The sequence below is a fragment of the Aureimonas endophytica genome, from assembly GCF_014642635.1.
Taxonomy (GTDB): domain Bacteria; phylum Pseudomonadota; class Alphaproteobacteria; order Rhizobiales; family Rhizobiaceae; genus Plantimonas; species Plantimonas endophytica.
The window spans coordinates 124774-151131 of record NZ_BMIQ01000006.1 but is presented as its reverse complement, the minus strand read 5'-3'; the positions used below and the strand labels follow the sequence as shown (position 1 = coordinate 151131).

General features: G+C 69.7%; 25 protein-coding genes and 1 tRNA gene. 15 read left to right on the top strand and 11 right to left on the bottom strand.

The features are described 5' to 3' along the window. Positions 1 to 2: 2 nt before the first annotated feature. From IEY14_RS18285 to IEY14_RS18275, 3 genes are read right to left on the bottom strand one after another with little or no spacing between them, the layout of a single operon-like run. Positions 3 to 911: an MBL fold metallo-hydrolase gene (locus IEY14_RS18285; protein ID WP_188911066.1), complete on the bottom strand. Its 909-nt coding sequence runs from the start codon at positions 909 to 911 to the stop codon at positions 3 to 5. Further along, complete coding sequence (locus tag IEY14_RS18280) at positions 908 to 1657, bottom strand: pseudouridine synthase (protein ID WP_188911065.1); 750 nt, start codon at positions 1655 to 1657, stop codon at positions 908 to 910. The genes IEY14_RS18285 and IEY14_RS18280 overlap by 4 nt, the downstream gene beginning before the upstream one ends. Then, positions 1654 to 2586: a class I SAM-dependent methyltransferase gene (locus IEY14_RS18275; protein ID WP_188911063.1), complete on the bottom strand. Its 933-nt coding sequence runs from the start codon at positions 2584 to 2586 to the stop codon at positions 1654 to 1656. Before IEY14_RS18275 ends, IEY14_RS18280 begins: the two co-directional genes overlap by 4 nt. A 168-nt stretch (positions 2587 to 2754) precedes the next feature. On the opposite strand from IEY14_RS18275, the gene IEY14_RS18270 reads away from it, so the two are divergent. From IEY14_RS18270 to IEY14_RS18255, 4 genes are all read left to right on the top strand, one after another. Then, positions 2755 to 3699 (top strand): D-alanyl-D-alanine carboxypeptidase family protein, encoded by a 945-nt coding sequence (locus IEY14_RS18270; RefSeq protein WP_188911061.1) that lies wholly within the window; start codon positions 2755 to 2757, stop codon positions 3697 to 3699. A gap of 166 nt (positions 3700 to 3865) precedes the next feature. After that, entirely contained in the window at positions 3866 to 6088 is a 2223-nt protein-coding gene (locus tag IEY14_RS18265; RefSeq protein ID WP_188911059.1) for a TonB-dependent siderophore receptor, read from the top strand. Next, positions 6082 to 7191 carry a siderophore-interacting protein gene (locus IEY14_RS18260; protein ID WP_244639568.1) on the top strand — a complete coding sequence of 370 codons (1110 nt, stop codon included), beginning with the start codon at positions 6082 to 6084 and terminating at the stop codon, positions 7189 to 7191. Before IEY14_RS18265 ends, IEY14_RS18260 begins: the two co-directional genes overlap by 7 nt. Positions 7192 to 7265: 74 nt before the next feature. Beyond that, positions 7266 to 8588, top strand: a complete 1323-nt coding sequence (locus tag IEY14_RS18255; protein WP_188911057.1) for an NAD(P)H-dependent oxidoreductase — start codon at positions 7266 to 7268, stop codon at positions 8586 to 8588. Positions 8589 to 8762: 174 nt separating this feature from the next. Here IEY14_RS18255 and IEY14_RS18250 read toward each other — a convergent pair whose 3' ends face one another. Together IEY14_RS18250 and IEY14_RS18245 are read right to left on the bottom strand one after the other, a co-directional pair. Continuing rightward, a complete protein-coding gene (locus tag IEY14_RS18250) occupies positions 8763 to 9449 on the bottom strand; it encodes an SOS response-associated peptidase (RefSeq protein ID WP_188911055.1) in 687 nt (228 codons plus the stop codon). A gap of 8 nt (positions 9450 to 9457) precedes the next feature. Continuing rightward, positions 9458 to 10132: an HAD family hydrolase gene (locus IEY14_RS18245; protein WP_188911053.1), complete on the bottom strand. Its 675-nt coding sequence runs from the start codon at positions 10130 to 10132 to the stop codon at positions 9458 to 9460. Between the two features lie 162 nt (positions 10133 to 10294). Between IEY14_RS18245 and IEY14_RS18240 the strand changes: the two genes are divergently transcribed. Genes IEY14_RS18240 through IEY14_RS18230 form a run of 3 tightly spaced genes read left to right on the top strand, consistent with a single transcriptional unit; the run spans position 10295 to position 15424 of the window. Continuing rightward, on the top strand, positions 10295 to 10948 hold the full coding sequence (locus IEY14_RS18240) for a TetR/AcrR family transcriptional regulator (protein ID WP_210318490.1): 654 nt from the start codon (positions 10295 to 10297) through the stop codon (positions 10946 to 10948). After that, complete coding sequence (locus IEY14_RS18235) at positions 10945 to 12153, top strand: efflux RND transporter periplasmic adaptor subunit (RefSeq protein ID WP_188911049.1); 1209 nt, start codon at positions 10945 to 10947, stop codon at positions 12151 to 12153. Before IEY14_RS18240 ends, IEY14_RS18235 begins: the two co-directional genes overlap by 4 nt. A gap of 10 nt (positions 12154 to 12163) precedes the next feature. Further along, on the top strand, positions 12164 to 15424 hold the full coding sequence (locus tag IEY14_RS18230) for an efflux RND transporter permease subunit (protein WP_188911047.1): 3261 nt from the start codon (positions 12164 to 12166) through the stop codon (positions 15422 to 15424). 291 nt (positions 15425 to 15715) lie between these two features. Here the strand turns inward: IEY14_RS18230 and IEY14_RS18225 are convergent, their stop codons facing one another. Both IEY14_RS18225 and IEY14_RS18220 read right to left on the bottom strand, forming a co-directional pair. Next, positions 15716 to 16801: an alpha/beta fold hydrolase gene (locus IEY14_RS18225; protein ID WP_188911045.1), complete on the bottom strand. Its 1086-nt coding sequence runs from the start codon at positions 16799 to 16801 to the stop codon at positions 15716 to 15718. A gap of 86 nt (positions 16802 to 16887) precedes the next feature. Continuing rightward, positions 16888 to 18075, bottom strand: coding sequence for a M20 aminoacylase family protein (locus IEY14_RS18220; protein ID WP_188911424.1), 1188 nt, complete (start codon positions 18073 to 18075; stop codon positions 16888 to 16890). Positions 18076 to 18229: 154 nt separating this feature from the next. On the opposite strand from IEY14_RS18220, the gene IEY14_RS18215 reads away from it, so the two are divergent. Together IEY14_RS18215 and IEY14_RS18210 are read left to right on the top strand one after the other, a co-directional pair. After that, a complete protein-coding gene (locus IEY14_RS18215) occupies positions 18230 to 19465 on the top strand; it encodes a D-alanyl-D-alanine carboxypeptidase family protein (protein WP_244639567.1) in 1236 nt (411 codons plus the stop codon). A 28-nt stretch (positions 19466 to 19493) separates the two neighbouring features. Next, on the top strand, positions 19494 to 20624 hold the full coding sequence (locus tag IEY14_RS18210) for a CobW family GTP-binding protein (protein WP_188911421.1): 1131 nt from the start codon (positions 19494 to 19496) through the stop codon (positions 20622 to 20624). 3 nt (positions 20625 to 20627) lie between these two features. Here IEY14_RS18210 and IEY14_RS18205 read toward each other — a convergent pair whose 3' ends face one another. Further along, a complete protein-coding gene (locus IEY14_RS18205; protein ID WP_188911043.1) occupies positions 20628 to 20870 on the bottom strand; it encodes a sulfurtransferase TusA family protein in 243 nt (80 codons plus the stop codon). 53 nt (positions 20871 to 20923) lie between these two features. Between IEY14_RS18205 and IEY14_RS18200 the strand changes: the two genes are divergently transcribed. Beyond that, the gene (locus tag IEY14_RS18200) at positions 20924 to 21472 is read left to right on the top strand and encodes a DUF924 family protein (protein ID WP_188911040.1); all 549 of its coding nucleotides are present in this window, start codon (positions 20924 to 20926) and stop codon (positions 21470 to 21472) included. Positions 21473 to 21510: 38 nt separating this feature from the next. Here the strand turns inward: IEY14_RS18200 and IEY14_RS18195 are convergent. Further along, a tRNA-Leu gene (locus tag IEY14_RS18195) sits at positions 21511 to 21597 on the bottom strand. A 174-nt stretch (positions 21598 to 21771) separates the two neighbouring features. Between IEY14_RS18195 and IEY14_RS18190 the strand changes: the two genes are divergently transcribed. Next, entirely contained in the window at positions 21772 to 22302 is a 531-nt protein-coding gene (locus IEY14_RS18190) for a disulfide bond formation protein B (protein ID WP_188911039.1), read from the top strand. 6 nt (positions 22303 to 22308) lie between these two features. On the opposite strand, the gene IEY14_RS18185 is transcribed toward IEY14_RS18190, so the two are convergent. Together IEY14_RS18185 and IEY14_RS18180 are read right to left on the bottom strand one after the other, a co-directional pair. After that, on the bottom strand, positions 22309 to 22869 hold the full coding sequence (locus IEY14_RS18185) for an HNH endonuclease (protein ID WP_188911037.1): 561 nt from the start codon (positions 22867 to 22869) through the stop codon (positions 22309 to 22311). Between the two features lie 45 nt (positions 22870 to 22914). Next, a complete protein-coding gene (locus tag IEY14_RS18180; RefSeq protein ID WP_188911035.1) occupies positions 22915 to 23643 on the bottom strand; it encodes a DNA-3-methyladenine glycosylase family protein in 729 nt (242 codons plus the stop codon). A gap of 65 nt (positions 23644 to 23708) precedes the next feature. Between IEY14_RS18180 and gluQRS the strand changes: the two genes are divergently transcribed. The 4 genes from gluQRS (at position 23709) to IEY14_RS18160 (ending at position 26329) form a co-directional block, all read left to right on the top strand. Further along, positions 23709 to 24560: a tRNA glutamyl-Q(34) synthetase GluQRS gene (gluQRS, locus tag IEY14_RS18175; protein WP_188911419.1), complete on the top strand. Its 852-nt coding sequence runs from the start codon at positions 23709 to 23711 to the stop codon at positions 24558 to 24560. A gap of 30 nt (positions 24561 to 24590) precedes the next feature. Next, complete coding sequence (locus tag IEY14_RS18170; protein WP_188911033.1) at positions 24591 to 25481, top strand: DMT family transporter; 891 nt, start codon at positions 24591 to 24593, stop codon at positions 25479 to 25481. Between the two features lie 61 nt (positions 25482 to 25542). Next, a complete protein-coding gene (locus IEY14_RS18165) occupies positions 25543 to 25743 on the top strand; it encodes a twin transmembrane helix small protein (protein ID WP_188911032.1) in 201 nt (66 codons plus the stop codon). A gap of 13 nt (positions 25744 to 25756) precedes the next feature. Next, positions 25757 to 26329 carry a cob(I)yrinic acid a,c-diamide adenosyltransferase gene (locus IEY14_RS18160; RefSeq protein WP_188911030.1) on the top strand — a complete coding sequence of 191 codons (573 nt, stop codon included), beginning with the start codon at positions 25757 to 25759 and terminating at the stop codon, positions 26327 to 26329. Positions 26330 to 26358: the final 29 nt, after the last annotated feature.

The following is a 26358-nucleotide window of genomic DNA, read 5'->3' as shown; positions in this document are numbered from 1 at the left end:
GCTCAGCTCGGGCGGAACCGGGCGGCGAGCGCGGGCGGGCCGTCGCTGATGACGAGGCCGCGCGCGACCAGGTCTTCGAGATGCGCCAGGACGGACAGCGCCGCCGCGTCGGCGAGGCGCGGATCGAGCCCGCGATAGACGCGGGCGACGATCGCCGCCGCCTCGCCGTCGCCGGCGCGCAGCGCCGCGAGGATCGCCGCCTCGCGCATCGACCGATGGGTCTTCATCGCCCGCACGAAGCGGGCCGGCCGGCGAACGGGGCCGCCATGGCCCGGCAGATAGAGATCGTCGCTGCGCGCCAGCAGCTTGTCGAGCGAGGCCATGTAGTCGGCCATCGCCCCGTCCGGCGGCGCGACGATGCTGGTGGACCAGGCCATGACGTGATCGCCCGACAGGAGCACGCCGCCCGGCAGGGCGAAGGCGAGATGGTTCGCCGCGTGGCCGGGCGTCGCGACGATCTCGATCGCGCCGAGATCGCTCGCGATGGTCTCGCCGTCGGCGAGGCGCCGGTCGGGGACGAGGCTCGAATCGCCGGCGGCGTCGAGTCGCAGCGCCTCGCCGTCGCGCGGCGGCCGGGAGGGGCGATGCGGCCCTTCGGCGAGGACCGGGGCGCCGAACAGCGCCTTTGCTCGTTGGACCAGCGCCGTATGATCGCGATGGGTATGGGTGAGAAGGATCGCCTCGACCGGCCGCCCGGCCGTCGCCGCCAGAAGCGCGTCGAGATGCGCGTCCTCGTCCGGGCCGGGATCGACGAGGAGAAGCCGGTCATGGCCGAGGAGGTAGCTGTTCGTGCCGTGGAAGGTGAAGGGTCCGGCATTGCGGGCGGTGAGCCGCAGGACGCCGGGCGCCACCGCCACCGGTTCGCCGTGACGCGGCTCGAAAGCGCGGTCGAGCGGGAGATCGTCGCTCATGGCGCGAGGGGCGGCGCGGCGAAGATGCGCGCGACATCCTCGGCGCCGAGCAGGCGATGGGCGCCGGCTTCGAGATCGCCCGGCAGTTCCAGGAGCCCGAGGCTTTCGCGGTGCAGCGCCTCGACATGGTTGCCGAGCGCCGCGAACATGCGCCGCACCTGATGATAGCGCCCTTCGGTGACGGTGACGCTCGCCTCGCATGGCCCGAGGATGTCGAGCCGGGCCGGCAGCAACGGCTTGTCCTCGCCCTCCAGCATCAGGGTGCCGGCGGCGAAGGCCGCCGCCTCGTCGCCGCGCAGCGGCCGGGCGAGGCGGGCGCGATAGCGCTTCGGCACATGATGCTTCGGCGAGATGACGCGATGGAGGAGGGCGCCGTCGTCGGTGAGGAGCAGGAGGCCCGAGGTCTCCTTGTCGAGCCGGCCGATGGTGGAGAGCGCCGGATCGCGCCGACGCCAGCGCGGGGGCAGCAACCCGTAGACGAGCGGTCCCGCCTCCTTGTGCGAACAGGTGACGCCGAGCGGCTTGTTGAGCATCAGCACCATGCCAGGCAGCGGATCGAGCGCCTCGCCGTCGACCACCATGCGGCTCGAAAGATCCGGCGCGACGGCCAGCCGCGCTTCCGCATTCTCCACCGGCGCGCCGTCGATGAGGATGCGCTCCTGGCGCGCCAGCATCTGGATCTCGCGGCGCGAGCCATAGCCGAGATTGGCGAGGAGACGGTCGAGCCGGACCTGGGGAAGTTTCATCGCCGGGCCTCGAAGAGCTTGTAGCCGCCGCCTTCGGCGAGAAGCGCGACGCGGGCGAAGCTCTCGGCGAGCACCGCCTCGTAGGGCAGGTGCCGGTTGGCGACGATGACGGCGCTGCCGCCCTTGCGCAGCAGCGCGGCGGCGCGGCGGACGAAGCCCTGGCCGAGATGGCGGTCCTCGGTGCCCGCATCGTGGAAGGGCGGGTTCGACAGGACGAAGTCGAGCGGGGCGAGGCCGGGGATCTCCTGGCGCAGGTCCGCCCAGAGAAACGCGGCGCGGGGATCTTCGAGATTGCGCTCGGCCGCGTCGACGGCGCGGCGGTCGATGTCGATCGACAGGAGGCTCGTCACCTTCGGCTGCGCCAGCGCGGCGCGGCCGAGGAGGCCGAGGCCGCAGCCGAGATCGGCGCCGCGCCCGGCGAGCGGCGGCAGATGGTCGATGAGGAGCCGCGTGCCCGGATCGATGCGGTCGGCGGCGAAGATGCCGGCCTGCGTCCAGAGTCCGAGCGCCGCGTCGCGGCGCGGCGCGCCGGCCGCGATCGCCGCCGCGATGCCGGAAAGCTCGGCCGGCCGGACCGTCTCCAGGATGCGGAAATGCCGGCGGCTGTCGGAGGCCGCCTCGCAGCCGAAGGCTTCCAGCTCGGCCGCGATGCGGTTGCCGCCCTTGTCCTTCGGCCCGAGCGCCGTCAGCGAGCCGCCCGGCCGCAGCGCCCTGAGGAGATGGGCGAGGACATGGCGCCGCTCGATCGTGCCGGGCGGCACGAGGGCGATCGCGGCGTCGAGGCTCGTATCGGCGAGGTCCTCCAGGCGCTCCGCGCCCGGCAGCAGCGGCGAGACCTGCCGCGCCCCGGCGGGCAGGTCGATCAGTTCCTGCGGAGGCAGGCCGTAAAGGCCGGTTCCGCCGGCCGCGCGGGTCTCGTTGGTCGTCATGGCCGCACAGCTACGGGCAGCGGCGGAAGACTGCAATCCTTGGCGAGGCGCAAGCGAGGAACGGCCTGTTGCCGCCACGCCCTTTCCCGGCATGGTGAATGTCTCTTAAGGACAAGCGGTTAAAGCTCGAGGACCGTCTTTCCCCGAGCCTTTCGGACGATCCGCTCCATGTCTCTCGCTTCCGCCGCCCGGCTCGTTATCGCCCGCCGCGCCCTCCTTCTGGCGCTCGCCGCCAGCGCGGCGCTCGGCGGTTGCCAGAGCGCGCAGCTCACCGCCCAGGGCCTGTCGCCCGTGCCGCCGAAGACGGCGATCTCGCAGGACATCGCGCTCGGCTATGCCGAGGTGCGGGCGCCGGCCGAACTGGTGATGGACTACAAGACCGGGCGCGTCCTCTACGAGCTGAACCCGGACGGGCTGCGCTATCCGGCCTCGCTCACCAAGATGATGACGCTGTTCCTGCTCTTCGACGCGGTGGATTCCGGCAAGATCTCGCTCGACGACACGATGCTGGTCTCGCCGAATGCCGCCGCCCAGGCGCCGTCGAAGCTCGGCCTGAAGCCGGGCAGCCGCGTCCGCGTTTCCGATCTCGCCCATGGCATCGCGACGAAATCGGCCAATGACGCGGCGATGGTGGTGGCGGAGAATCTCGGCGGCTCGAAGGAGGGCTTCGCCAATCTGATGATGACGAAGGCCCGGCAGATCGGCATGACGCGCACGAGCTTCGTCAATCCGAACGGCCTGCCGGACCCGCGCCAGATCTCGACGGCGCGCGACATGGCGACGCTCGCCCGCGCGCTGCGCGCCAGCCATCCGCGCTTCACCTCCTTCTACGCGATGACCGGCTATGCCTATGAGGGCAAGGCCTATCGCTCCACCAACCATCTTCTCGGCACGGTGCAGGGCGTCGACGGCATGAAGACCGGCTTCATCCGCGATTCCGGCTTCAATCTCGTCGCCAGCGCCGAGCGGCGCGGCCAGCGCGTCATCGTCGTGGTGATCGGCGGAAAAACGGGACGCGAGCGCGACGCCGAGGTCACCCGTCTCGTCGACACCTATCTCGGACCCGCCGAATCGATCTCCACCGTCGCCGCCCTGCCGGCATCGAATACCTGACCGGGCCGAACGAGGCGCTTTTCTTAAGCGATTGGAATGGTTCCAGTTTTGTGGCGGTGGCGCCACAAGGGGAGGCGCAAAGCGCCTTGATTCAAAAAGATGAATTGAAGAGTCATATTAAAGATCGCTAGGTCTCGACCGTTCCTTTTCGAGTCCTGGTCCGCCGATGTCGTCCCGCCTTCTCCTGTCCGTCGCGCTTGGCGCCGTGTCCGCCGTTCTCGCCAGCCAAGCCGAAGCGCAACAGGCGATCGAGCTCGACACGGTGACGATCGACGCGGCCGCCAATAACGGCGCCGGCTCGGGCGCGGGCGGAAACGGCGAGAGCGCCACCGGCCCGGTCACCGGCTATGTCGCCAAGCGCACCGCCACCGGCTCGAAGACCGATACGCCGCTCGTCGAGGTGCCGCAGTCGGTGTCCGTCATCGGGCGGGAGGAACTGGAGGATCGCGGCGTCCAGAAGCTCGACGAGGCGCTGCGCTACACGCCGGGCGTCCTGTCCCAGCCCTACGGGCCCGACAGCGACACGGACTGGATCTATATCCGGGGCTTCAACGCCACGCAGACCGGCATCTATCTCGACGGCCTCAATCTCTATTCCTATGCCTTCGGCGGCTTCATCATCGATCCCTTCCTTCTGGAGCGCGTCGAGTTGCTGCGCGGTCCGGCCTCGGTGCTCTACGGCGGCAGCAATCCGGGCGGCCTCGTTAATTCCGTGTCGAAGCGGGCGAATGGCGAGCGCATCCGCTATGTCGAGGGCGGCATCGACGACGATCCGAACGGCTACGGCGCCTTCGACATCGGCGACCGCTTCACGACGGACGGCGTCTGGAGCTATCGCCTGCTCGGCAAGGTGAAGGGCGGCGACACGGATACCGAGTTCGCCGACAATTTCCGCGGCCTCATCGCGCCGACCGTCACCTTCCAGCCGGATGCCGACACGCGGCTGAACCTCTATGGCAGCTATCAATATGACGATCAGCGGCACACGACCGGCTTCCTGCCCTATGTCGGCACGGAAGTGGACGCGCCCTTCGGCCGGATCGACCGCGACATCTTCTATTCCGAGCCCGATCTCGACCGGTTCCGCAATCGTCAGGTGCTCCTCGGCTACGAATTCGAGACGGCGGCGACCGACTGGCTGACGCTGTCCTCCAACACGCGCTACGGCCATGCCGAGCGCCGCGAATACGGTCCCTATTTCTACGGCTATGCCGACCCGACGAACCTGTCGAACAACTACGCGGCGCTCTTCGCGCCGCCGGCCGGCAGCGACCTTCTCGGGCGCATCAATTTCGGCCATGACACGGCGGTCGACACGCTCACCACCGACAATCGGATGGTGGCGGAATTCGAGGCGGGCGCCATCCGCCATCAGATCCTCGCCGGCATCGACTACAAGTATTTCCGCATCGACCAGACCCAGGCGGTCGGCTACGCCAATCCGCTCAGCGCCCGCGATCCGGTCTATCTGAACAGCCTGCCGGCGCTCGGCGCGCCCTATAACGACAGCACGACCGATCTCAACCAGGTCGGCTTCTACCTCCAGGAACAGGCCAAGTTCGGCGACGGCTTCATCCTGACGCTCAACGGGCGCTACGATCAGGTCCGCATCGACAACGACGATCGTCGGCCGCTCTCCGCCTTTCTCACCGAGCAGGCGGATTACGTGAGCGACGACGGCGCCTTCAGCGGCCGCGCCGGTCTCGGCTACGAGTTCAAGAACGGCGTCGTGCCCTATGTCAGCGTCTCGCGCTTCTTCAACCCGCAGATCGGCACGGATGCCTTGGGCAACGGCGTGCCGCCGGAGACGGGCGAGCAATACGAAGTCGGCGTCAAATACGCGCCGACCTTCCTCGACGCCGTCTTCACCGCCTCGCTCTTCGACCTGACGCGCCGCAACACGCTCCAGACGGATGCGCTCTTCATTCCCCGGGCGGTCGGCGAGATCCGCTCGAAGGGCCTGGAACTGGAGGCCAATGTCAATCTCGACCGCAACTGGAAGCTGGTCGGCGCCTTCACGGCTTTCGATCTCGAGATCACCCGCGATGTCGATCCGACGCTCGTCGGCAACCGGCCCTGGCTGGTGCCGGAGGTGCAGGCCTCACTCTGGGCGGATTACACCGTGCGCGACGGCGCGCTCGACGGTCTCGGCGGCGGCGTCGGCCTGCGCTATGTCGGCGACAGCTTCGCCGACAACCAGAATTTCCTGAAGGTCTCGGATTCGACCGTGGTCGACGCGGCGCTGCGCTACGACCGCGCCAATTGGGGCGTCTCCGCCAACGTCACCAATGTCTTCGACGAGAAGGCCGTGTCCGGCTGCCAGAACTACTATGCCTGCGGCTACATCGAAGGGCGGGGCGTCCTCTTCAAGGCGCATGCGACATGGTGAGCGCCGCGATGGCGGGCGCGCCGCGCCTGAAGGCCGAAGCCCTTCTCGCCTATGCCGAGGCGCCGGCGCTGATGGACCGGCTCTGCGACCATTTCGTCGAACATGCGAGCGTGTCGCGCGACGGGGCGTCGGCGCATCTTTCCACCGACTACGGCGAGGCGGCGATGCGGGCGGCGCCGGACCGGCTGCATGTGACGGTCGAGGCGGGGGACGAGACCTCGCTCGCCTATATGAAGATGGCCGTCGCCGAGCATGTGATCGAATTCGCCCGGCCGGCGCCGTCCATCGCCTGGACGGGCGACGGCTGCGAGGCGCGCGTGCCGCCCTTCTTCCGCGAGATGCGCGTCGCGGCGGCGCGGCAGGTGACGCCGCATATGCGCCGCGTCACCCTGGTCGGCTCGGACCTCGACCGCTTCGCCCATGGCGGCCTCCATCTGCGCCTGCTGCTGCCGCCGAAGGACAGGCCCGCGCCGAAATGGCCGGAACTCGGCCCGGACGGGCGGCTCGCCATGCCGGAGGGCGAGGACGCGCTCGCCTCGCGCGTCTATACGATCCGGCGCATCGATGTCGCGGCGGGCGAGATCGACGTCGACATGGTGCTGCACGAGGGCGAGGGCATGCCGGGGTCGGACTTCGCCGCCTCGGCGCGGCCCGGCGACGTCGTCGGCATCACCGGGCCGGGCGGCGGCGACATTCCGACCGCGCGCCGCCTCGTGCTCCTCGGCGACGAGACGGCCCTGCCGGCGATCGCCCGCATCCTCGCCGAGATCGGGCCGGACCGGGAGGCGCGCGCCTTCATCGAGATCGCCGGTGCCTCGGAGCGTCAGGCGCTGCCGAGCCCGGCCTCCGTCGCCGTCGAATGGTTGGCGCGCGGCGGCGCGGCGCCCGGCACGACGGACCTTCTCCTCGACGCGGCGCGCGCGGCCGTCGGGCCGGGGGACGGCGAGGTCTTCGTCTGGGCGGCGGCCGAGTTCGCCGCCTTCCGCGCCATCCGCGCCTATCTGCGCAAGGAACTCGGCCGGTCGCGCCAGGATCATCTCGTCATGTCCTACTGGCGCCGGGGCGTCTGCGGCGACGGCAGCCGCGACACGCGCGAACGGTAGCCGGACGACGAAAGCCGTTCGCGCCTTCCTCCAAGTCATGTAAGACCGGTTCCAAGAGGAAGCGGAGAAACGACATGACGATTGCGACGGTCGGTCTGGCGGCGGAACTCGCCGCCTATGCGGAAACGCACGGGCCGGTCACGCTCGGCTTGGTCGGCGCCGGCCAGATGGGCACCGATCTCGCGGTTCAATGCGCCCTGATGCCGGGCGTCCGGCTGGGGGCGATCTGCGCCGGCACCTCGGCCCGTGTCGAGGCCGCTATGGCGATGGCCGGGCTCGCCTGGAGCGGCGCCGCGACGGCGCGCGACATCGATCGCGTGATCGAGGCGGGCCGCACCGCCTATTGCCCGGATTTCCGCGAGCTGGCGGCCTCGGGCCGCGTGCAGGTGGTGATCGACGCCACCGGCAATCCGAATACCGGCACGGAGATCGCGCTGGAGGCCTTCCGCAACGGCAAGCATCTGGTGATGCTGAATGTCGAGGCGGACATCACCATCGGCCGCTATCTCAAGCGCGAGGCGGCGCGGGCCGGCGTCGTCTATACGGGGGCCGCCGGCGACGAGCCGGCCGCGACGCTGGAATTGATCGGTCTCGCCCAGGCGCTCGGCTTCGATGTCGTCGCCGCCGGCAAGGGCAAGAACAATGCCCTGAAGTTCGACGCGATGCCGGCCGAGTTCGAGGAGGAGGCGGCGCGCCGCAACATGAACGCGCGCGTCCTCGTCGAATTCGTCGACGGCTCGAAGACGATGGTCGAGATGACGGCCATCGCCAATGCCACCGGCCTGAAGCCGGACGTGCCGGGCATGCACGGCCCGGCCGCGACGCTCGACAATCTGGCGCAGGTGCTCTGCGCGAAGGAGGATGGCGGCATCCTGTCGAAGCCGGGCTGCGTCGACTACACGATCGGCAAGGGCGTCGCGCCCGGCGTCTTCGCCATCGTCCGCCCCCGCCATCCGCGCGTCCTGGAGCGCGTCACCGACCTGAAGGTCGGCCCCGGCCCCTGCTACACCCTGTGCCGCCCCTTCCACCTGACGAGCCTCGAAGTGCCGCTCTCCGCCATCAAGGCGGTGATGCGCGGCATGCCGGACATGCAGCCCGTCGACTATCCCGTCGCCGAATGCGCGGCCGTCGCCAAGCGCGATCTTATCCCCGGCGACACGCTCGGCAAGATCGGCGAGACGGACTATCGCGGCTTCGCCATGACCTGGGAGGACGGGCGCGCGGCGCAGGCCCTGCCGCTCGGCCTTGCCGAGAAGGCCAAGGTGACCCGGCCGATCGCCAAGGGCGAGAAGCTGACCTATGCGAATTGCGTGCCGGAAGAGAGCTTCCTCGTCACCCGCCTCCGCCGCGAACTCGACGCGGCGGATGCCCGGTTCCTGCCGGGCGCGGCGGCCTGACGCCACGCTTCAGGCAAAGGCGCCCGCCCTCTCCCGAGCCGGGAGAGGGTGGCCCGAAGGGCCGGGTGAGGGAGCCGTAGGGCAGGGACGCCGGAGCTCCACGGCTCCCTCATCCCGCTGCCGCGACCTTCTCCCGACTCGGGAGAAGGAGGCGGTTTCGAGGTTTCGAATCTTTCAAGCCGAGAACAGGTCGCGCGGCTGGTCCGCCGCCTCGCCGCCATCCTCCCGCCGGCCGCGCGCGACGATGGACAGCGCGCCGTCGGGGAGGGGGCGTTGCAGGGCGGCGGCGTCCTTCCAGTCGGCGCGAAGCCAGGCCTCGCGCTCGTCCGGCTCGGTCAGGATCACCGGCATCGCCTTCGGATGGATGGCGCCGACCTCCCGGTTCGGCTCGCAGGTGAGGAAGGCGAAGCAGTCGACCGTGACCTCGCCTTCCTTGGCCTTGCGCACGGAGGTCCAAGAGGTCCAGAGGCCGGCGAAGCAGGCGAGCGGGCGCTTGTCCGACAGGGCGAACCAGACCGGCTCCTTGTGCCCCGCCACCGAGTCGTATTCGGAAAAGCTGTTGAAGGGCACGAGGCAGCGATGGGCCGTGCCGAGCCAGCGCCGCCAATGCGGGCTCGCCGCGTTGCGCACATTGGTGACGCCCGGATCGGCGATGCGATTCTTCAGCGCGAAGGCGGGGGAGGGCAGGCCCCAGCGGGCGCTGGCGAGCTCGATGCCGTCTTCGCCGTTGCGGACGATGGGCGCGGCATAGTCGGGAAAGACGCCCGGCAGAGACGGTAGGTTGCCCGCCACGTCCTTCTGCGCCTTCACGAAGTCGCGCAGCGCGCTTTGCGGTGTGGTGATCGCGTAGAGATTGCACATGGGTCCGATCAGCGGCGGCCGCCCACCTCGTCGAGATGGCCAAGAAGATCCTTCGGGTCCTCGTAGACGCGATAGGCGCCGGCGCGCTCCAGCTCCTCCTGCCCGTAGCCGCCGCAGAGCAGCCCGACGCCGAGCGCCCGGCAGCGCTGCGCCGCCAGCATGTCCCAGATCGAATCGCCGACCACCATCGAGGTGCGGATGTCGACGCCGAGCCGCTCGGCGGCGGCGAGGAAGAGATCGGGATCGGGCTTGGCATATTTGACGAGATCGCGCGTGACGACCGGCACGGCGCCCGGATCGACGCCGAGCGCCTCGAGGTTGAAGCGCGCCGTCTCCATGCGCCCGCTGGTGGCGATCGCCCATTTGATCCCCGAATCGGTGAGGGTCTTCAGAAGCTCGATCGCGCCGGGCAGCGGCTTGATGCGGCGGTGCAGCCGGTCATAGGCGGCGGAATGAAGATGGCGCAGCCGCTCCACCTTCTCCTCGGTGATCGGCTGGCCGATCTCGCGCAAAAGCTGGTTGGTGAACAGCCCGCCGCTCATGCCGATCTTGCGGTGGATGCGCCAGACGGACAGGTCGATGCCCTCCTCGTCCAGCGCCTCCTGCCAAGCGAGGACATGCTGATAGACACTGTCGACCAGGGTGCCGTCGAGGTCGAACAGGAAACTTGGCTCGATCCGCATGGGTCTCGTTCCCTTTCGTCAGTCGCGCGCACGGCGCCGCAGGCGGAAATTAAGACGCATGCCGCCGCTTTCCATCGATCCGTCGTCAGCCGGAACGCGATCTCCTCTTGTGTGAATGAACGTTCATTCATTATAAGGCGCCAGGGCGAGAGGTCGGCGGCGATGGCGGCGGATGCGAAGGGCATGATGCAGGGCAGGCACGGCAGCGAGGGCAAGGCGGGCGAGATCCTCGACCGCATCGCGACGACCGTCGCGCGCAAGGGGCTTGACGGCGCCTCCATGCAGGATCTCGCCGCGAGCGCCGGGATGAGCGTCGGCAATTTCTATCGCTATTATCCGTCCAAGATCGCCCTCGTCACCGCGCTGGTCGATCAATGCGCCTCCGATGTCCGCGCCGATTTCGCGGCGGCGCTGGACGCGGCCGATCCGGTGGAAGGCATGCGCGCCATTCTCGACAAGAACCTCTTCGCCATGAGCCGCGACGAGGCGGCGCTCTGGCTTCAGATCGACGCGGCCGCCCTGGTCCACCCGGAGATCGCGGCGGTGAAGGCGGAGATGGACCGGTCCATCGAGGACAATGTCTTCCGTCTCGTCGGCCGTCTCGCCGGCCCCGGCGCGGAAGATTCGGCGGTCGTCGGGGAGGTCGCCGAGTTCCTGCTGCTTTTCTGTTCCAGTCTGTTCCGCCAGCGCGCCTTCGAGGACGAAGCGAGCTTTCTGCCGAAGGCGCGCCGGATGACGGATCGTCTTTTCGCCTGGGCGCAATCCGAGCTCGGCTCGGCCCGCGCCGCCGAGCAGCCCCTGAAGGTGGCGTCATGATCAAGTCTGCCCTCATCCGCGTCGCGCTGGCGACGGTCGCCGTCGCCGCCTCCGGCATCGCCGCCGTCCGCGCCGAGGACGTGCCGGCGGCCGCGCCGGTCGCCCCCGTCGCCGCGCCTTCCATCGTCGTCGTCGAGGCGAAGACCGGCGAGATCGCCGACCGCATCATCGCCTCCGGTCTGGTGCAGCCGGTGGAGGAGGTCGACGTCCAGCCCGAGATCGAGGGGCTGGCGATCGAGAACCTGTCCGCCGATGTCGGCGACAGCGTCGCGGCGGGTCAGGTCCTCGCGACGCTGTCCTCCGACGCGCTGCTGCTCCAGAAGAGCCAGGTCCTCGCCTCGCGGGCGAAGACCGAGGCGACGATCGCCCAGGTCGAGGCGCAGATCGCCGAGGCGAAGGCCAATGCCGACGAGGCGCGGCGCGTCGCCGAGCGCACGGCCCGGCTCGCCGGCAACGGCACGATCAGCCAGGCGCAGGTGCAGGAGACCGAGGCCTCGGCGGCGGCGGCCAATGCGCGCCTGCTCGCGGCCCAGCAGGGCGCCCGCGTCTCGCAGGCCGAACTGAAGGTCTCGGATGCCGAGATCGCCGATATCGAACTGAAGCTGCGCCGCACGGCGGTGAAGGCGCCCGTGGCCGGCATCGTCTCGGCGCGCAATGCCCGGATCGGCGCCGTCGCTTCCGCCACCGGCCAGCCGCTCTTCACCCTCATCCGCGACGGCGCGGTGGAACTGCGCGCCGATGTGGCGGAAGCCGATATCGGCCGCATCCGCGCCGGCCAGGAGGCCCGTGTCACGCCGATCGGCGCGCGCCAGCCGATCGCCGGCACGGTGCGGCTGGTCGAACCGACGATCGGCAAGACGACGCGGCTCGGCATCGTGCGCATCGCGCTCGGCGCGGCCCCCGGGACGCCGCCCGGCATCTATGCCGATGCCGAGATCGTCGTGGCGCGGCAGAGCGGCGTCACGGTGCCGCTGCCCTCCGTCACGGCGGACGGCACGGCGCCGAGCGTCCTGAAGCTCGAAGGCGACAAGGTCCGCAAGGTGCCGGTGACGCTCGGCGCGCGCGATGCCGGCCTCGTCACCGTCACCGCCGGCCTCCAGCCGGGCGACCGTGTCGTCGCCAAGGCCGGCGCCTTCGTGCGCGAGGGCGACCGGATCACGCCGGTCCTCGCCGAGGACCCGCTGAGCCTTCAGGCGAAGCGCTAGGGAGCCAGTGATGAACGTCTCCGCCTGGTCGATCCGCAATCCGATCGCGCCCATCCTCGTCTTCGTGCTGCTGCTGGTCGTCGGCTGGCAGTCGTTCAAGACGCTGCCGATCACCCGCTTTCCCAATATCGACGTGCCGGTGATCTCGATCGTCGTGACGCAGAGTGGCGCGGCGCCGGCGGAACTCGAAAAGCAGGTGACGAAGGAGATCGAGGACGCCGTCTCCGGCGTCGTCGGCGTGAAGAACATCACCTCCACCGTCACCGACGGCGTGTCGACGACGGGCGTCGAATTCCGCATCGAGATCCCGACCGATCAGGCCTTGCAGGACACCAAGGACGCGATCGACCGCATCCGTTCCGACCTGCCGGCCAGCGTCGAGCCGCCGATCGTCTCCAAGATCGACGTCGAGGGGCAGGCGATCCAGACCTTCGCCGTCTCCTCTCCGTCGATGACGCTGGAGGAACTCTCCTGGTTCGTCGACGACACGGTGAAGCGCGAATTGCAGGGCCGCAAGGGCATCGGCAAGATCGAGCGCTATGGCGGGGCGACGCGCGAGATCCGCATGGAGCTCGATCCGGCCAAGCTCGATTCCTTCGGCATCACGGCGGCCGATGTCAGCCGGCAGGTGGTGAAGACCAATGCCGATCTCGGCTCCGGGCGCGGCCAGGTGGCCAATCGCGAGCAGGCGATCCGCACGCTCGGCGACGCGGCCTCCGCCGCCTCGCTGGAGGCGACGGCGATCGCGCTGCCGAACGGGCGCTTCGTGCGGCTCGGCGATCTCGGCACGGTGCGCGACACCTATGAGGAGCAGCGCTCGTTCTCGCGCTTCGACGGCAATCCGGTTGTCACCTTCGCCGTGTTCCGGGCGAAGGGTTCGAGCGAGGTCTCGGTCGCCGAAACGGTGGCCGCGACGCTGGACAAGCTGCGCGCCGACCATCCGCAGGTGACGATCAATCTCGTCGACGACGCCGTCTTCTACACCTACGGCAATTACGAATCGGCGATCGACACGCTGATCGAGGGCGCGGTGCTGGCCGTGCTCGTCGTGCTGCTCTTCCTGCGCAACTGGCGCGCGACGCTGATCTCGGCCGTCGCCCTGCCGCTCTCGGCGATCCCCACCTTCTGGGCGATCGACATGCTCGGCTTCTCGCTGAACCTCATCAGCTTCCTCGCCATCACGCTGGCGACCGGCATCCTGGTCGACGACGCGATCGTCGAGATCGAGAACATCGCCCGGCATATCCGCATGGGCAAGTCGCCCTATCGCGCCGCGATCGAGGCGGCGGACGAGATCGGCCTCGCGGTGATCGCCACCACCTTCACCATTATCGCCGTCTTCGTGCCCGTGTCCTTCATGCCGGGCATTCCGGGCCAGTATTTCCGCCAGTTCGGCCTGACGGTGGCGATCGCGGTCTTCTTCTCGCTCCTCGTCGCCCGCCTGATCACGCCGATGATGGCCGCCTATCTGATGCGCGACAAGGACGCGCATGGCGAGGCGGACAAGGACGGGCTCGTGATGCGCGCCTATACGGGCCTCGTGCGGGCGACCTTGCGCGTGCGCTATCTCACCGTCGTCGCGGCCTTCGGCATTCTCGGCGTCTCGCTCTATTTCATGATGCAGATTCCGGGCAGCCTGTTCCCGCCGGAGGACGTGTCGCGCATCGTCGTCTCGGCCGAACTGCCGCCCGGCACGACGCTCGCCGAGACCGACGAGACGACGCAAGGCGCGCGCCGCCTTCTGGCCGGCATCGAGGGCGTCTCGAACGTCTTCGTGCTCGGCGGCACCTCGCCGACGGGCAGCCTCGACGTGCGCCGCGCGGCGATGACCGTGCTCCTGGAGCGCAAGGAACATTCGCTGCCGAAGACGGTGCTGAACGCCCTGGCCGGCCTCGGCGACCGCTTCGGCCTCCATCTGCCGCGCCCGGCGATCGGCGGCCGGCACCGGCCGCAATCCGACATCGAGAAGGAAGTCTTCGCCAAGCTCGCGACCATCCCGGATCTGCGCGCCTTCAAGCTGAACGATCGCGGCGAGCGCGACATCTCCTTCAACCTTCTCGCCACCAACGACCGCGACCTGCAGGAGGGGATCGGCAAGCTGGAAATGGCGCTGCGCGGCGATCCGCTGCTCGCCAATGTCGCGGCGACCGGCGCGCTGGCGCGGCCCGAGCTCCAGATCCGCCCGCGCCCGACCGAGGCGGCGCGGCTCGGCGTCACGACGCAGGGCATCGCCGACACGGTGCGGATCGCGACGATCGGCGATGTCGACGCGGCGCTCGCCAAGCTTTCCGCCGACGACCGCCTCCTGCCGGTGCGCGTCCAGCTCGACCTGCGCTTCCGCGAGGATCTGGCGCGGCTGAAGAGCCTGCGCGTGCCGACCGCCGATGGCGGCAGCGTGCCGCTTCAGGCGGTCGCGGATCTCGAGATCGCCGAAGGCCCGAGCGCCATCGACCGCTTCAACCGGCAGCGCCGCGCCGCCATCGGCGCCGACCTGCCGCCCGGCGCGGCCCTCGATTCGGCGACGGCCCGCTTCAAGGAGATCGCCTCGGCGACCGAGCTGCCGCCGACCGTGCGCTTCGCCGAGGCGGGCGACGCGGAGATCCAGGGCGAGCTCGTCGGCGGCTTCGTCAACGCGATGGTGCTCGGCCTGATGCTGGTGCTGACGGTGCTGATCCTCCTGTTCAAGGACGTGATCCAGCCCTTCACCATTCTCCTGTCGCTGCCGCTCGCGCTCGGCGGCGTCGCGATGGCCCTGATCCTCACCTCCAACCCGATCTCGATGCCGGTGATGATCGGCTTCCTGATGCTGATGGGCATCGTGACGAAGAACGCCATCCTTCTCGTCGATTTCGGCATCGAGATGCGGCGCGCCGGCATGGAGCGCGGCGCGGCGATGATCGAGGCGGGCCGCAAGCGCGCCCGGCCGATCATCATGACCTCGATGGCGATGTCCGCCGGCATGCTGCCCTCCGCCCTCGGCATCGGCGAGGGCGGCGCCTTCCGCTCGCCGATGGCGATCGCCGTCATCGGCGGCGTCATCGTCTCGACGCTCCTCAGCCTCGTCGTGGTCCCGTCCTTCTATCTCGTCATGGACGATCTCTCGCGCCTCCTGCGCTGGGCCCTCGGCCGTTTCGTCGGGGCCAAGGAAAAGGAGCTGACGCCGGAAGAGGAAGCCGCCGAGCGTCTCGCCACCCTGGAAACCCGGCTGCGCCGCCTCGAAGCCGGCACGGCACATCCCTATCTCGTGCGCCCGAGCGAGGCGGCGGAATAGTCTCTTTCGTTTCGCCGCCGCGCGGTTCGAAGGCTTGCGCCTTCGCACCCCCCTCCGCCTGCCGGCATCTCCCCCTCAAGGGGGAAGATCAGGCTAAGCGCGGACGGTGGTGTCCGACATCGCTTCGGATGCAGGAATTGCGAAACCTCGAAGCTTCGATCTCCCCCCTTGAGGGGGAGATGCCGGCAGGCAGAGGGGGGTGGCGAGCGACAGCGAGGTCCATCCGTTCCACGGCCGCGCCGATCGAGGTTTCGCGCCTCGATCGCCGCATGTCTTTCGAACCGGCCCGGTCTACTCGCCCCTCGTGCCCAAGGCCTTCAGCAGGGCGGCGTCGAACTTCTCGGGCGCCTGGATCTGCGGCGCGTGGCCGAGATCGGGAAATTCGACCAGTTTGGCGCCCGGAATGAGCGCCGCCGCGGCCTTGCCGAGCTTCGGATAGTCGCCGAGCATCGCGGCGATCTCCTGCGGCGCGCGGGCGGCGCCGGGCGCCGTGCGGTCGAGCTGGCCGATCAGAAGCGTCGTCGGCACCTCGATCCGCGAGAATTCCCGCACCACCGGCTGCGTGAAGATCATGTCCGAGGTCTGGGCCTGGTTCCAGGCGACGGCCTCGCGGTCCGGTCCGGCATAAAGGCCGGCGAGCATCGCCACCCAGCGGTCATAGGCCGGTTTCCAATTGCCGCCGTAATAGAACTTCCGCTGATAGGCGCGGATCGAATCGGCGCCGGTCTTCAGTTCCTCCGCATAGGCCGCGTCGATCGGCTGATAGGGCACGCCCTTGGCCTGCCAGTCCTCCAGCCCCAGCGGATTGACGAGCACCAGCCGGTCGACGGTCTCGGGAAAGGCGAGGGCGAAGCGCGCCGCCAGCATGCCGCCCATCGAATGGCCGATCACGCTGGCCCGCCGGATGCCCAGGCTTTCGAGAAGTTGATGCGTGTTGAGCGCCAGCTGGTTGAAGGAGAACTGGTAGCCCTTCGGCTTGGTCGATTTGCAGAAGCCGATCTGGTCCGGCGCGACGACGCGGAAGCCCGCCTTGCTGAGCGCCCCGATCGCCGCTTCCCAGGTCGCGGCGCAGAAGTTCTTGCCATGGAGGAGAACCGCCGTCTGGCCGTTCGGCTTGCCGCTCGGCAGCACGTCGAGATAGGCCATGTGCAGGTCGAGCCCCTGCGAGGCGAAGGCGAAATCCTTCACCGGAAAGGGATAGTCGAAGCCTTGGAGCTCGCCGCCAAAGGGGCCGGCCGCGACCGCGCCATCCGCCTCCGCCTCGGACGGGGCCGTGGCGGCCGAACTCGCCGGACGCCGATCGGTCTTGCCGCTGTCGGCGCCGAGCGCCGCGCCGGCGGTCAGCACCGACAGAAGAAGGGCGAGGGCAAGGCGCATCGGGCAGGACTCCGCTGGGGCGCCGGGAAGATAGGGGAGGGCGCCGCCGGATGCGACCGGCGGCACGCTTATCCAGCCAACGGCCCTCAGGCGACGCGCAAGGGAGCGGAATCGACGCCGAGCGCCTCCGCGGCGAGCGCCTGCCAATAGGCGATGCCATAGGGGATCGCCGCGTCGTTGAAGTCGTAGCGCGGATGATGAAGGCTCGCGCTGGCGCCGTTGCCGAGGAAGACGAAGGCGCCCGGCCGCGCTTCCAGCATGTAGGAGAAGTCCTCGCCGCCCATCAGCGGCCGGACATTCGGGTCGACGCCCGCTTCGCCCGCCACCCGTTCCGCCACCCCGGCGCAGAAGCGTGCCTTGGCGGCGTCGTTGCGCGTCACCGGATAGTTGCGGTTGTAGATGACGCAGGCTTCCGCGCCATAGGCGGCGGCGACCCCGGCGGCGATCTCGCGGATGCGCCGCTCGGCGAGGCGGCGCGTCGCCTCTTCCAGCGTGCGGACCGTGCCGCCGAGCTCGGCCGTCTCGGGAATGACGTTATGCGCCGAGCCGGCATGGAACTTGGTGACGGAGACGACGAGGGCGTCGAGCGGATCGGCGCTGCGCGAGACGATCTGCTGCATCGCCTGGACGAGCGCCGCGCCGGTGAGCACCGGATCGATCGCCAGCTGCGGGATCGCCGCATGGCCGCCGCGCCCGCGAATCGTCACCGAGAACTCGTCGGTCGAAGCCATGATCGGGCCGGGACAGGTGGCGAAGCCGCCGACCTCGAGGCCCGGCATGTTGTGCATGCCGTAGAATTCCTCGATGCCGAAGCGCGGCACCAGCCCGTCGTCGAGCATGGCCTTGGCCCCGGCGCCGCCTTCCTCTGCCGGCTGGAAGACGAAGGCGATCCGCCCGGCGAAATCGCGCGCGCGGGCGAGGCGCCGCGCCGCGCCGAGCAGCATCGCCATATGCCCGTCATGGCCGCAGGCATGCATGCGGCCGGGATGGCGCGAGGCATGGGCGAGGCCCGTCTCCTCCTCGATCGGCAGGGCGTCCATGTCGGCGCGCAGCGCCACGGTGCGGCCCGTGCCCCGCCGGCCCTCGACGACCGCGACGACGCCGGTGCGCCCGATGCCGGTCTCGACGCTGTCGCAGCCGAATTCGGCGAGGCGCGCCGCGACGAAGGCGGCGGTCTCGTGCGTGTCGTATTGCAGCTCCGGCCGCTCGTGGAGATGGCGGCGCCAGGCCGCGACCTCTTCCCATTCCTGCGCATCGCCCGAACCGGACAGCATCGCCTCGTTCACGAAATCACCAAATATCCATGATCGGCGCGCACCCGCCGCTTGCCATGGCAAGGTCACAGAGGCGAGATAATCGCGCAAGCCTCGTTCAACGTATTTATGCCCGCCCCCGCCGGCGGACCGCCAGGATAAGGAAGCATCGCCCGTGAGGATCGGCAAGAGGGCAGCATCAAGCCTCGCGATCGCCGCCTGTCTGTTCGCGGCCGCGCCGGCCGCCGCGATGACCTCCATCGTGGTCGACGTGGCGACGGGCAAGGTCCTGTCGGAAAGCGCCGCCTCGCAACGCTGGTATCCGGCCTCCACCACCAAGCTGATGACCGCCTATGTCGCGCTGAAGGCGCTGGAGACCAAGGCCGCCTCGCTGGACACGCCCGTGGTGATCACGCGCTTCGCCGCCGGGCAGGCGCCCTCGAAGATGGGCTTTCCCCCGGGCTCGGTGATGCGCCTCGACGTGGCGCTGCGCATGATGCTGGTGAAGTCGGCCAACGACGTCGCGGTCGCCATCGCGACGGCGCTCGGCGACGGCTCGGTCGAGGCCTTCGTCGGCCGGATGAACGAGGCGGCGGCCGCGCTCGGCATGCGCGACACGCATTTCGTCAATCCGAACGGCCTGCCGGGCGAGGGCCAGCATTCGAGCGCCAAGGATCTCGCGATCCTCGCGGCGAGGATCCGCACCGAATTTCCCGCCTTCACCGATCTCTTCGGCACCGAGGCGATCTCGACCGGCACGACGACCATCCGCAACACCAATCCGCTGCTCGGCCGCTATGACGGCGCGGACGGCATGAAGACCGGCTATATCTGCGCCTCCGGCTTCAATCTCGTCGGCTCGGCGACGCGCAACGGCCGGACGCTCGTCGCCGTGCTTCTCGGCGCCAGCGGGCCGATCGTCCGCGACCGGATCATCGCCGATCTCCTGGAGGCCGGCTTCCGCACCGATCCGGCGGCGAGCCAGACGCTGGTGACGGCTCTGCCGGAGGGCGGTGGCGCGCCCGCCGACATCTCGCGCGAGATCTGCTCGGCGGAAGGGCAGAAGGAGCGCGCCGTCGAGCGCCAGGCGGAGGCCAAGCGCCCCGAGCACAATTCCGGCTCGCCTTTCCTCCACGAGATGGCGCGCCCGCCCTCCGTCGTGCCGCTCGCCCTCGGCGGCGCCGCCGGCACGGCGGACATCCCGCCCGGCGCGACGCTGATCGCCGCCTATGGCATTCCCATCCCGACCGCGCGGCCGGACCCGGCCGTGCCGGAAGTGCCGGCCGATCCGCAGACGCCGTTGCCGCCCGGCGCGTCCTCCGATATCGACCGCGCCGACGAGGCGTCGCGCGCCTCGGCCGCGCCGGTGCCCGCGCCCGAGCCGGCGGGCGAGGGCGGCGACGTCAACTGACCGGACAGAGACCATGGCATCCCCAATCCTGACGGCGCCGATCCGCGTCTCGGTGCTGACCGGCTTTCTCGGCGCCGGCAAGACGACGCTGCTCAACCGCCTGCTCGCCGATCCGGCGGCGGCCGGCACGGCGGTGATCGTCAACGAGTTCGGCGAGATCGGCATCGACCATCTCCTGGTCGAGACGGCCAAGGACGGGCTGATCGAACTGTCTGGCGGCTGTCTCTGCTGCACCGTCCGGGGCGATCTCGCCGATACGCTCGCCGATCTCGTGGATCGCATCCAGACCGGCAGGCTGGCGCCGCTGCGCCGCGTGGTGATCGAGACGACGGGTCTCGCCGAACCGGCGCCGATCCTCGCGATGCTGATGGGCCACCCGGCGCTGGTCCAGGCCTATGCGCTGGACGGCGTCGTCACCGTGGTCGACGCGCTCAACGGCGCCGCCAATCTGAAGGCCCATGTCGAGGCGCGCCGGCAGGCCGCCATCGCCGACCGGCTGGTCCTCACCAAGACCGACATCGCCTCGGCCGAGGCGACGGACGGGCTGCGCCGGGCGCTGCGGGTGCTCAATCCGCGCAGCCGGATGGTCGATGCCGGACAGGGCGAGGCGGGCGCGGAGGTGCTGCTCGATTGCGGTCTCTACGATCCCGAAACGCGCCGGGCGGATGTGCGGCGCTGGCTGCAGGCGGAGGAGGCCGAGGATCACGCCGCCTGCGGCGACGGGCACCACCATCATCATGATCATCATACCCATCACGGGCATGCCCATCGGCACGGGCCGGACGGCATCGCCTCCGTCGCGATCGAGCACCGGGCGCCGCTTCCGGAGGCCGCCATCTTCGAATTCCTGGACATTCTCGCCGCTACCCAGGGCGAACGGCTCCTGCGCCTCAAGGCGATCGTCCGGACGCGGGAGCATCCGAACCAGCCGCTGGTCCTCCACGGCGTGCGCGGCTATCTCCATCCCCCGGCGCGGCTCGCCGCCTGGCCGGCCGATCTTGAGCCCTCGACGCGGCTCGTGGTGATCGGGGACGGGCTCGACACCACCTATCTGCGCGATCTCTTCGGCGCCTTCGCCGGCGAGGCGCGGCTCGACGCGCCCGACCAGACGGCGCTCACCGACAATCCGCTCGCCATTCCCGGCTTTCGCGCCCGCTGATCCTCAGGCGCCCTTGCGCAGGGTGAAGCGCCGATGGCTGTCTCGGGCCTCGGCGGCGAGCAGCTCGTAGCCCTTCTCCCGGCAGAGATGGGGAATGTCGAGGCCGGCGAGCGGATCGTCGGCCAGCACCACCAGCGTCGTCCCGGCCGGCGCCGCCTTCAGCGCCTTCTCCGTCCGCAGGACGGGCAGCGGACAGCGCAGGCCGCGAAGGTCGAGCATCGCCGCGCCGTCCTCAGCCTTGGTCATGGCACGTCCCTGTCTTATCTGCGAGGCCGACGAAGCGCTTCATGGAGGAAGCCATGCCCGCTCTGCCCGCCGATCCGCAAGCCGTGATCGCCTTCTGGCGCGAGGCCGGACCGGACCGCTGGTTCAAGGCCGATCCGGACTTCGACGCGGCGATCCGCGAGCGCTTCGCCGAGCTCCATGCGGCGGCCGCGCGCGGCGAACTGGACGGCTGGGCCGCGACGCCGGAGGGCGCGCTGGCGCTCGTGCTCGTCTTCGACCAGTTCCCGCGCAATCTCCATCGCGGCACGCCGCAGGCCTTCGCGACGGACGGGCAGGCGCTTGCGGTCGCGCGCATGGCGCTCTCGCGCGGCGATGCCGAGCGGCTGGACAGGGATCTCAACCAGTTCCTGGCCCTGCCGCTGATGCATTCGGAGGATCTCGCGGATCAGGAGGACTGCGTCGCCTGGATGGAGCGGATCGGGCCGGACAATCTGCCCTTCGCGATCGAGCATCGCGACATCGTCCAGCGCTTCGGCCGCTTCCCGCACCGCAATCCGATCCTCGGCCGCGAGACGACGCCCGAAGAACGCCGGTTCCTGGACGACGGCGGCTTCGCCGGCTGAGCGCTTTGTCATCGGGGATGGTGGAGAGGCGAAAAGCATGGTGCGGGCGGTCGGAATCGAACCGACACTCTGTCACCAGAACCGGATTTTGAGTCCGGCGCGTCTACCAGTTCCGCCACGCCCGCCTGGAGGGACGGAGAGCCATGGGCACGCCACGGGTCTCCCGATCCTCGATGCGCAGATGCCATGATCGGGCCTTGCCTGTCCAGTGCGAAGGATCGGGGCGCGGCCGGGCCGGCTTCCGCTCCGCTTCGCGATCGGCTAGGCAGGGCCGCATTCGCGCCAACCGAAGAACGACGATGACCGCAGCGAAGATTGTCCTGGGGCAGGCGTCCCGCCATCAGGCGCTCGCCGCCGCCCTCCTGTTCCTCGGCGCCACTGTCACCGTCGGCGGCGCGCTCGTCTTCCAGCACGGCTTCGGCTACATCCCCTGCGCCCTCTGCCTTAAGGAGCGGCTGCCCTATTACATCGCCATCCCGCTCGCCGCCGCCACATTCGCGCTCGCCCATCGCGGCGCGCCGAACGGCTTGGTGCGGGCGCTTCTCGCCCTGATCGGCCTCGTGATGCTGTGGAGCCTCTATCTCGGCGTCTTCCATGCCGGCGTCGAATGGCACTGGTGGGCGGGGCCGACCGATTGCGCCGTGGCCGGCGGCGCCGATCTCACCGGCGATCTCCTCTCGTCCATCGACGCCGTGCATCCGCCCGCCTGCGACACGGCGGCCGGACGCTTTCTCGGCCTTTCCTTCGCCGGCTGGAACGCCGTCGCCTCCGCTATCCTGGCGGCGATCGCCCTCGGCGCGGCGTCGAAGCCCGGCCGTCGCCAAGCCTGACCGGGCCTATTCGGGATCGAGCTCAGAATCCCAGTAGAGATAGTCGAGCCAGCTCTCGTGCAGGTAGTTCGGCGGGAAGAGCCGGCCGTTATTGTGGAGGTCGTGCACCGTCGGCTGATAGGGTTTCTGATGCGGCACCATGCCGGCGACCTCCGGCATCATCCCGCCCTTCTTCAGATTGCAGGAGGAACAGGCGGCGACGACATTGTCCCAGGTGGTGAGACCGCCGCGCGAACGCGGAATGACGTGATCGAAGGTCAGTTCGTGCGGCGAGCCGCAATACTGGCATTCGAAGCGATCGCGCAAGAACACGTTGAAGCGGGTGAAGGCCGGGTGGCGCGGCGGCTTCACATAGGCCTTCAGGCAGACCACCGAGGGCACGCGCATCGTGAAATTCGGGCTGCGCACCGACTGGTCGTATTCCGCGAGGATGTTCACGCGGTCGAGGAACACGGCCTTGATCGCGTCCTGCCAGCTCCAGAGGGAGAGCGGATAATAGCTGAGCGGTCGGAAGTCCGCGTTGAGGACCAGGGCCGGCTGAAGTTGTTGTGCCACTGCGATCGTCAAGGCCCCGACTCCTCTACCGAACACCACCCATCAACTGTCTGGAATCTATGGTGTCCTATCATGTCGCCTTTGTGAAGCCTCGTCGGCTTTCTTCGGCAGGGCCGCCTCGGCGGCGAGGCGGGTCCTGTCGGCCGCGATTTCGGCCGGCGCCGCGTCGCGCCGCGTAACCTCGTGATAGTATTTCCAGAACAGCCGGGCCGCGACGGAGCGATGCGGGCTCCAGGCCTCCGCCATCTCCGCCACCGCCTTTTCCTTCGGCCGGCCGGCGAGATCGAAGGCATGGCCGACCGCCACCTGCAGGGCGAGATCGCCGGCCGGGAAGATGTCCGGGTGGCCGGCGGCGAAGAGAAGATAGCACTCCGCCGTCCAGACCCCGATGCCATGGAGGCTTTTCAGCTCGCCCACCGCCTCCGCCGGCGCCGCCCCGTCGATCCGCGCGAGGTCCAGCCGGCCGTCGCGCACGGCTTCCGCGATCGCGATCACGGTGCGCTCCTTGCCGCGCGACAGGCCGGCGGCGCGGAAGGTCGCGTCATCCGCCGCGAGAATCGCCCGCGGGTCCCGAAGGTCGACGAGCGCGGCGAAGCGGCCGAGAATCGCCCGCGCGCTCGCCGTCGAGACCTGCTGGCCGATCACCGTCGCCACCAGCCCGACGAGCCCGGGCGTCGATCGGCGCAGCGGAACCTCGCCCGCGATCTCCACAACTTTCGTCAGGCGCGGATCGAGTTCGAGCAGGGCCTCGAGGCCCCGGGCGATATCCGCCTCCGTCGCGATCATGCCGTCATGCTCCTCATCGTCGTCCCGCTTGCGTCCGCGCCGGGTTGGGCGCTTCCCTGAAGGTGATGCAACCCGTTTTTCGATTCGCGCCGAGCCCGAATGGCGAACTCCACCTCGGCCATGCGCGTTCCGCCCTCATCAACCATCGCCTGGCGCGCGAGGCCGGCGGGCGCTTTCTCCTGCGCTTCGAGGATATCGACCGCGAACGCTGCCGGGCGGAATTCGAGCGGGGGATCGAGGCCGATCTCCGCTTTCTCGGTCTCGACTGGGACGGCGTGCCCCGCCGCCAGTCGGAGCATTTCGCCGACTACGCGGCGGCGCTCGAAGCGCTGGCCGGGGAGGGGCTCGCCTATCCGGCCTTCATGACGCGCGGCGCGGTGAAGGCCTTCGCCGCCCGATTCGAGGACGAGGAGGGCCGGCCCTGGCCGCGCGACCCGGACGGCGCGCCGCTCTATCCAGGCCTCGACCGGCGTCTCCCGGAGGACGAGCGCCGGCAGCGGATCGCGGCGGGCGAGCCCTTCGCCTGGCGGCTCGACATGGCGGCGGCGCTGGCGCGGCTCGGCCCTCTGTCCTTCGTCGAATCCGGCATGGAGGTCGAGGCCGAGCCGGCGCTCTGGGGCGATGTGGTGCTGGCGCGCAAGGACGTGCCGACGAGCTACCACCTCTCCGTCACGGTGGACGACGCCCTGCAAGGGATCACCGACGTGGTGCGCGGCCGCGATCTTCTTCCCTCCACTTCGGTGCATCGGGTGCTCCAGGCGCTGCTGGGGCTGCCCGTGCCGCGCTATCGCCACCACGATCTGGTGCTGGGCGCGGACGGGCGCAAGCTGTCGAAGAGCGCCGGCGACACCGCGCTCGCCGCCTTTCGCGCCGCCGGCCTGACAGCCGAGGACATTCGCCGCATGGTCGGCCTTTGAGCGGGCGGCGCCAGGCCCTATAGGCAGGCCATGCCGCGCCTTCTTTCCGTCATTCCCGCCCTGTTCGTGCTCCTCTGGTCGACCGGCTTCATCGGCGCGCGCTATGCGATGCCGCATTCGGAGCCCTTCACCTTCCTGGCGCTGCGCTTCTTCCTGGCGCTTCTCCTGCTCGCGCCCTTCGCGCTGGCCCGCCGGGCGCGCTGGCCGGCGCGCGGCCCGGCGCTGCATGCCGCTTTCGTCGGGGCGCTGATCCACGGGCTCTATCTCGGCGGCGTCTTCTCCGCCGTCCGGCACGGGCTGCCGGCCGGCATCGCGGCGCTGATCGCCGGGCTCCAGCCCTTGCTCACCGCCTTTCTCGCCGGCGGCATGCTGGGCGAGACGGTGGCGCCCCGGCAATGGTTCGGACTCCTGCTCGGCCTTCTCGGCACGGTGCTGGTGATCGAGCCGCGACTCGCCGGCGCCTCCGGCTTCGGCGCGCCGGCGCTCCTCGCGGCCTTCGGCGGCATGGCGGCGATCTCTCTCGGCACGATCTGGCAGAAGCGCCATGTCGCGGGCGTCGATCTCGTCACCGGCACCACGCTGCAATATCTCGGCGCGCTCGTGCCGGCCGGGCTCTTCGCGCTCCTCTTCGAGGAGGGCCGGATCGACTGGACGCCGGAATTCGTCTTCGCGCTCGTCTGGCTCGTGCTGGTCCTGTCGATCGGCGCGATCTTCATCCTGCTCTACATGATTCGCGAAGGCGCGGTCTCCAGGGTGACCTCACTCCTCTATCTCGTGCCCGGCACCACGGCGGTGATGGCCTTCCTGCTCTTCGGCGAGCGGCTGCTGCCCATCCAGCTTCTCGGCCTCTGCCTGTCCGGGCTCGGCGTCGCCGCCGCGACCCGGCGCCGCAGGCCGGCGGAATCGCCTGTCCGCGCCTGAAGATCGGCCTCGCTTTCGCCGGCGGATCTTTCTAACGTCCCGCCCGCAACGAGGCGTCGCGATGTCCGGTTTCCTGTCCTTCCTGGCGCTGGCCCTGATGGTGGCGGTGCTCGCCGTGCTTCTGGCCGGCCTCGTCAACATGATGCGCAGCGGGCCCGGCAATGCCTCGCAGCGCCTGATGCGCGCCCGCGTGATGCTCCAGGGCCTCGCCATTCTGGTGATCGTGATCGCGCTGCTCTATGCGCGTTCGCGCGGCTCGTGAGAAAGATCGCGCCATGGTGAAGCTCAACCGCATCTATACCAAGACCGGCGACGACGGCACGACGGGCCTCGCCGCCGGGCCGCGCCGGCTGAAATCGGACCTGCGCGTCGAGGCGATCGGCACGGTGGATGAGACGAACGCGACGCTGGGCCTCGCCCGGCTGGCCGTCTCGGGCGAGGCGGACGCCATGCTGGCGCGCATCCAGAACGATCTCTTCGATCTCGGCGCCGATCTCGCGACGCCCGAGACCGGCGAGCCGCTCGGCTACGAGCGCCTCGCCGTGACCGAAGCGCAAGTCCAGCGCCTGGAGGCGGAGATCGACGGCATGAATGCGCGGCTCCAGCCCTTGAAGAGCTTCGTCCTGCCGGCGGGCTATGCGGCGGCGGCCCATCTCCATCTGGCCCGCACCGTCGCGCGCCGCGCCGAGCGGCTGATGGTGGCGCTGTCGCGCGAGCCGGGGGAGACGGTCTCCGGCCCGGCGCTGCGTTACATCAATCGCCTGTCGGACCATCTCTTCGTCGCCGCCCGGATCGCCAATGACGAGGGCCGCGCCGACGTGCTTTGGGTTCCCGGCGCCAGCCGCTGAGCGGACCGGTTTTCTGGACGTCTTCCAAC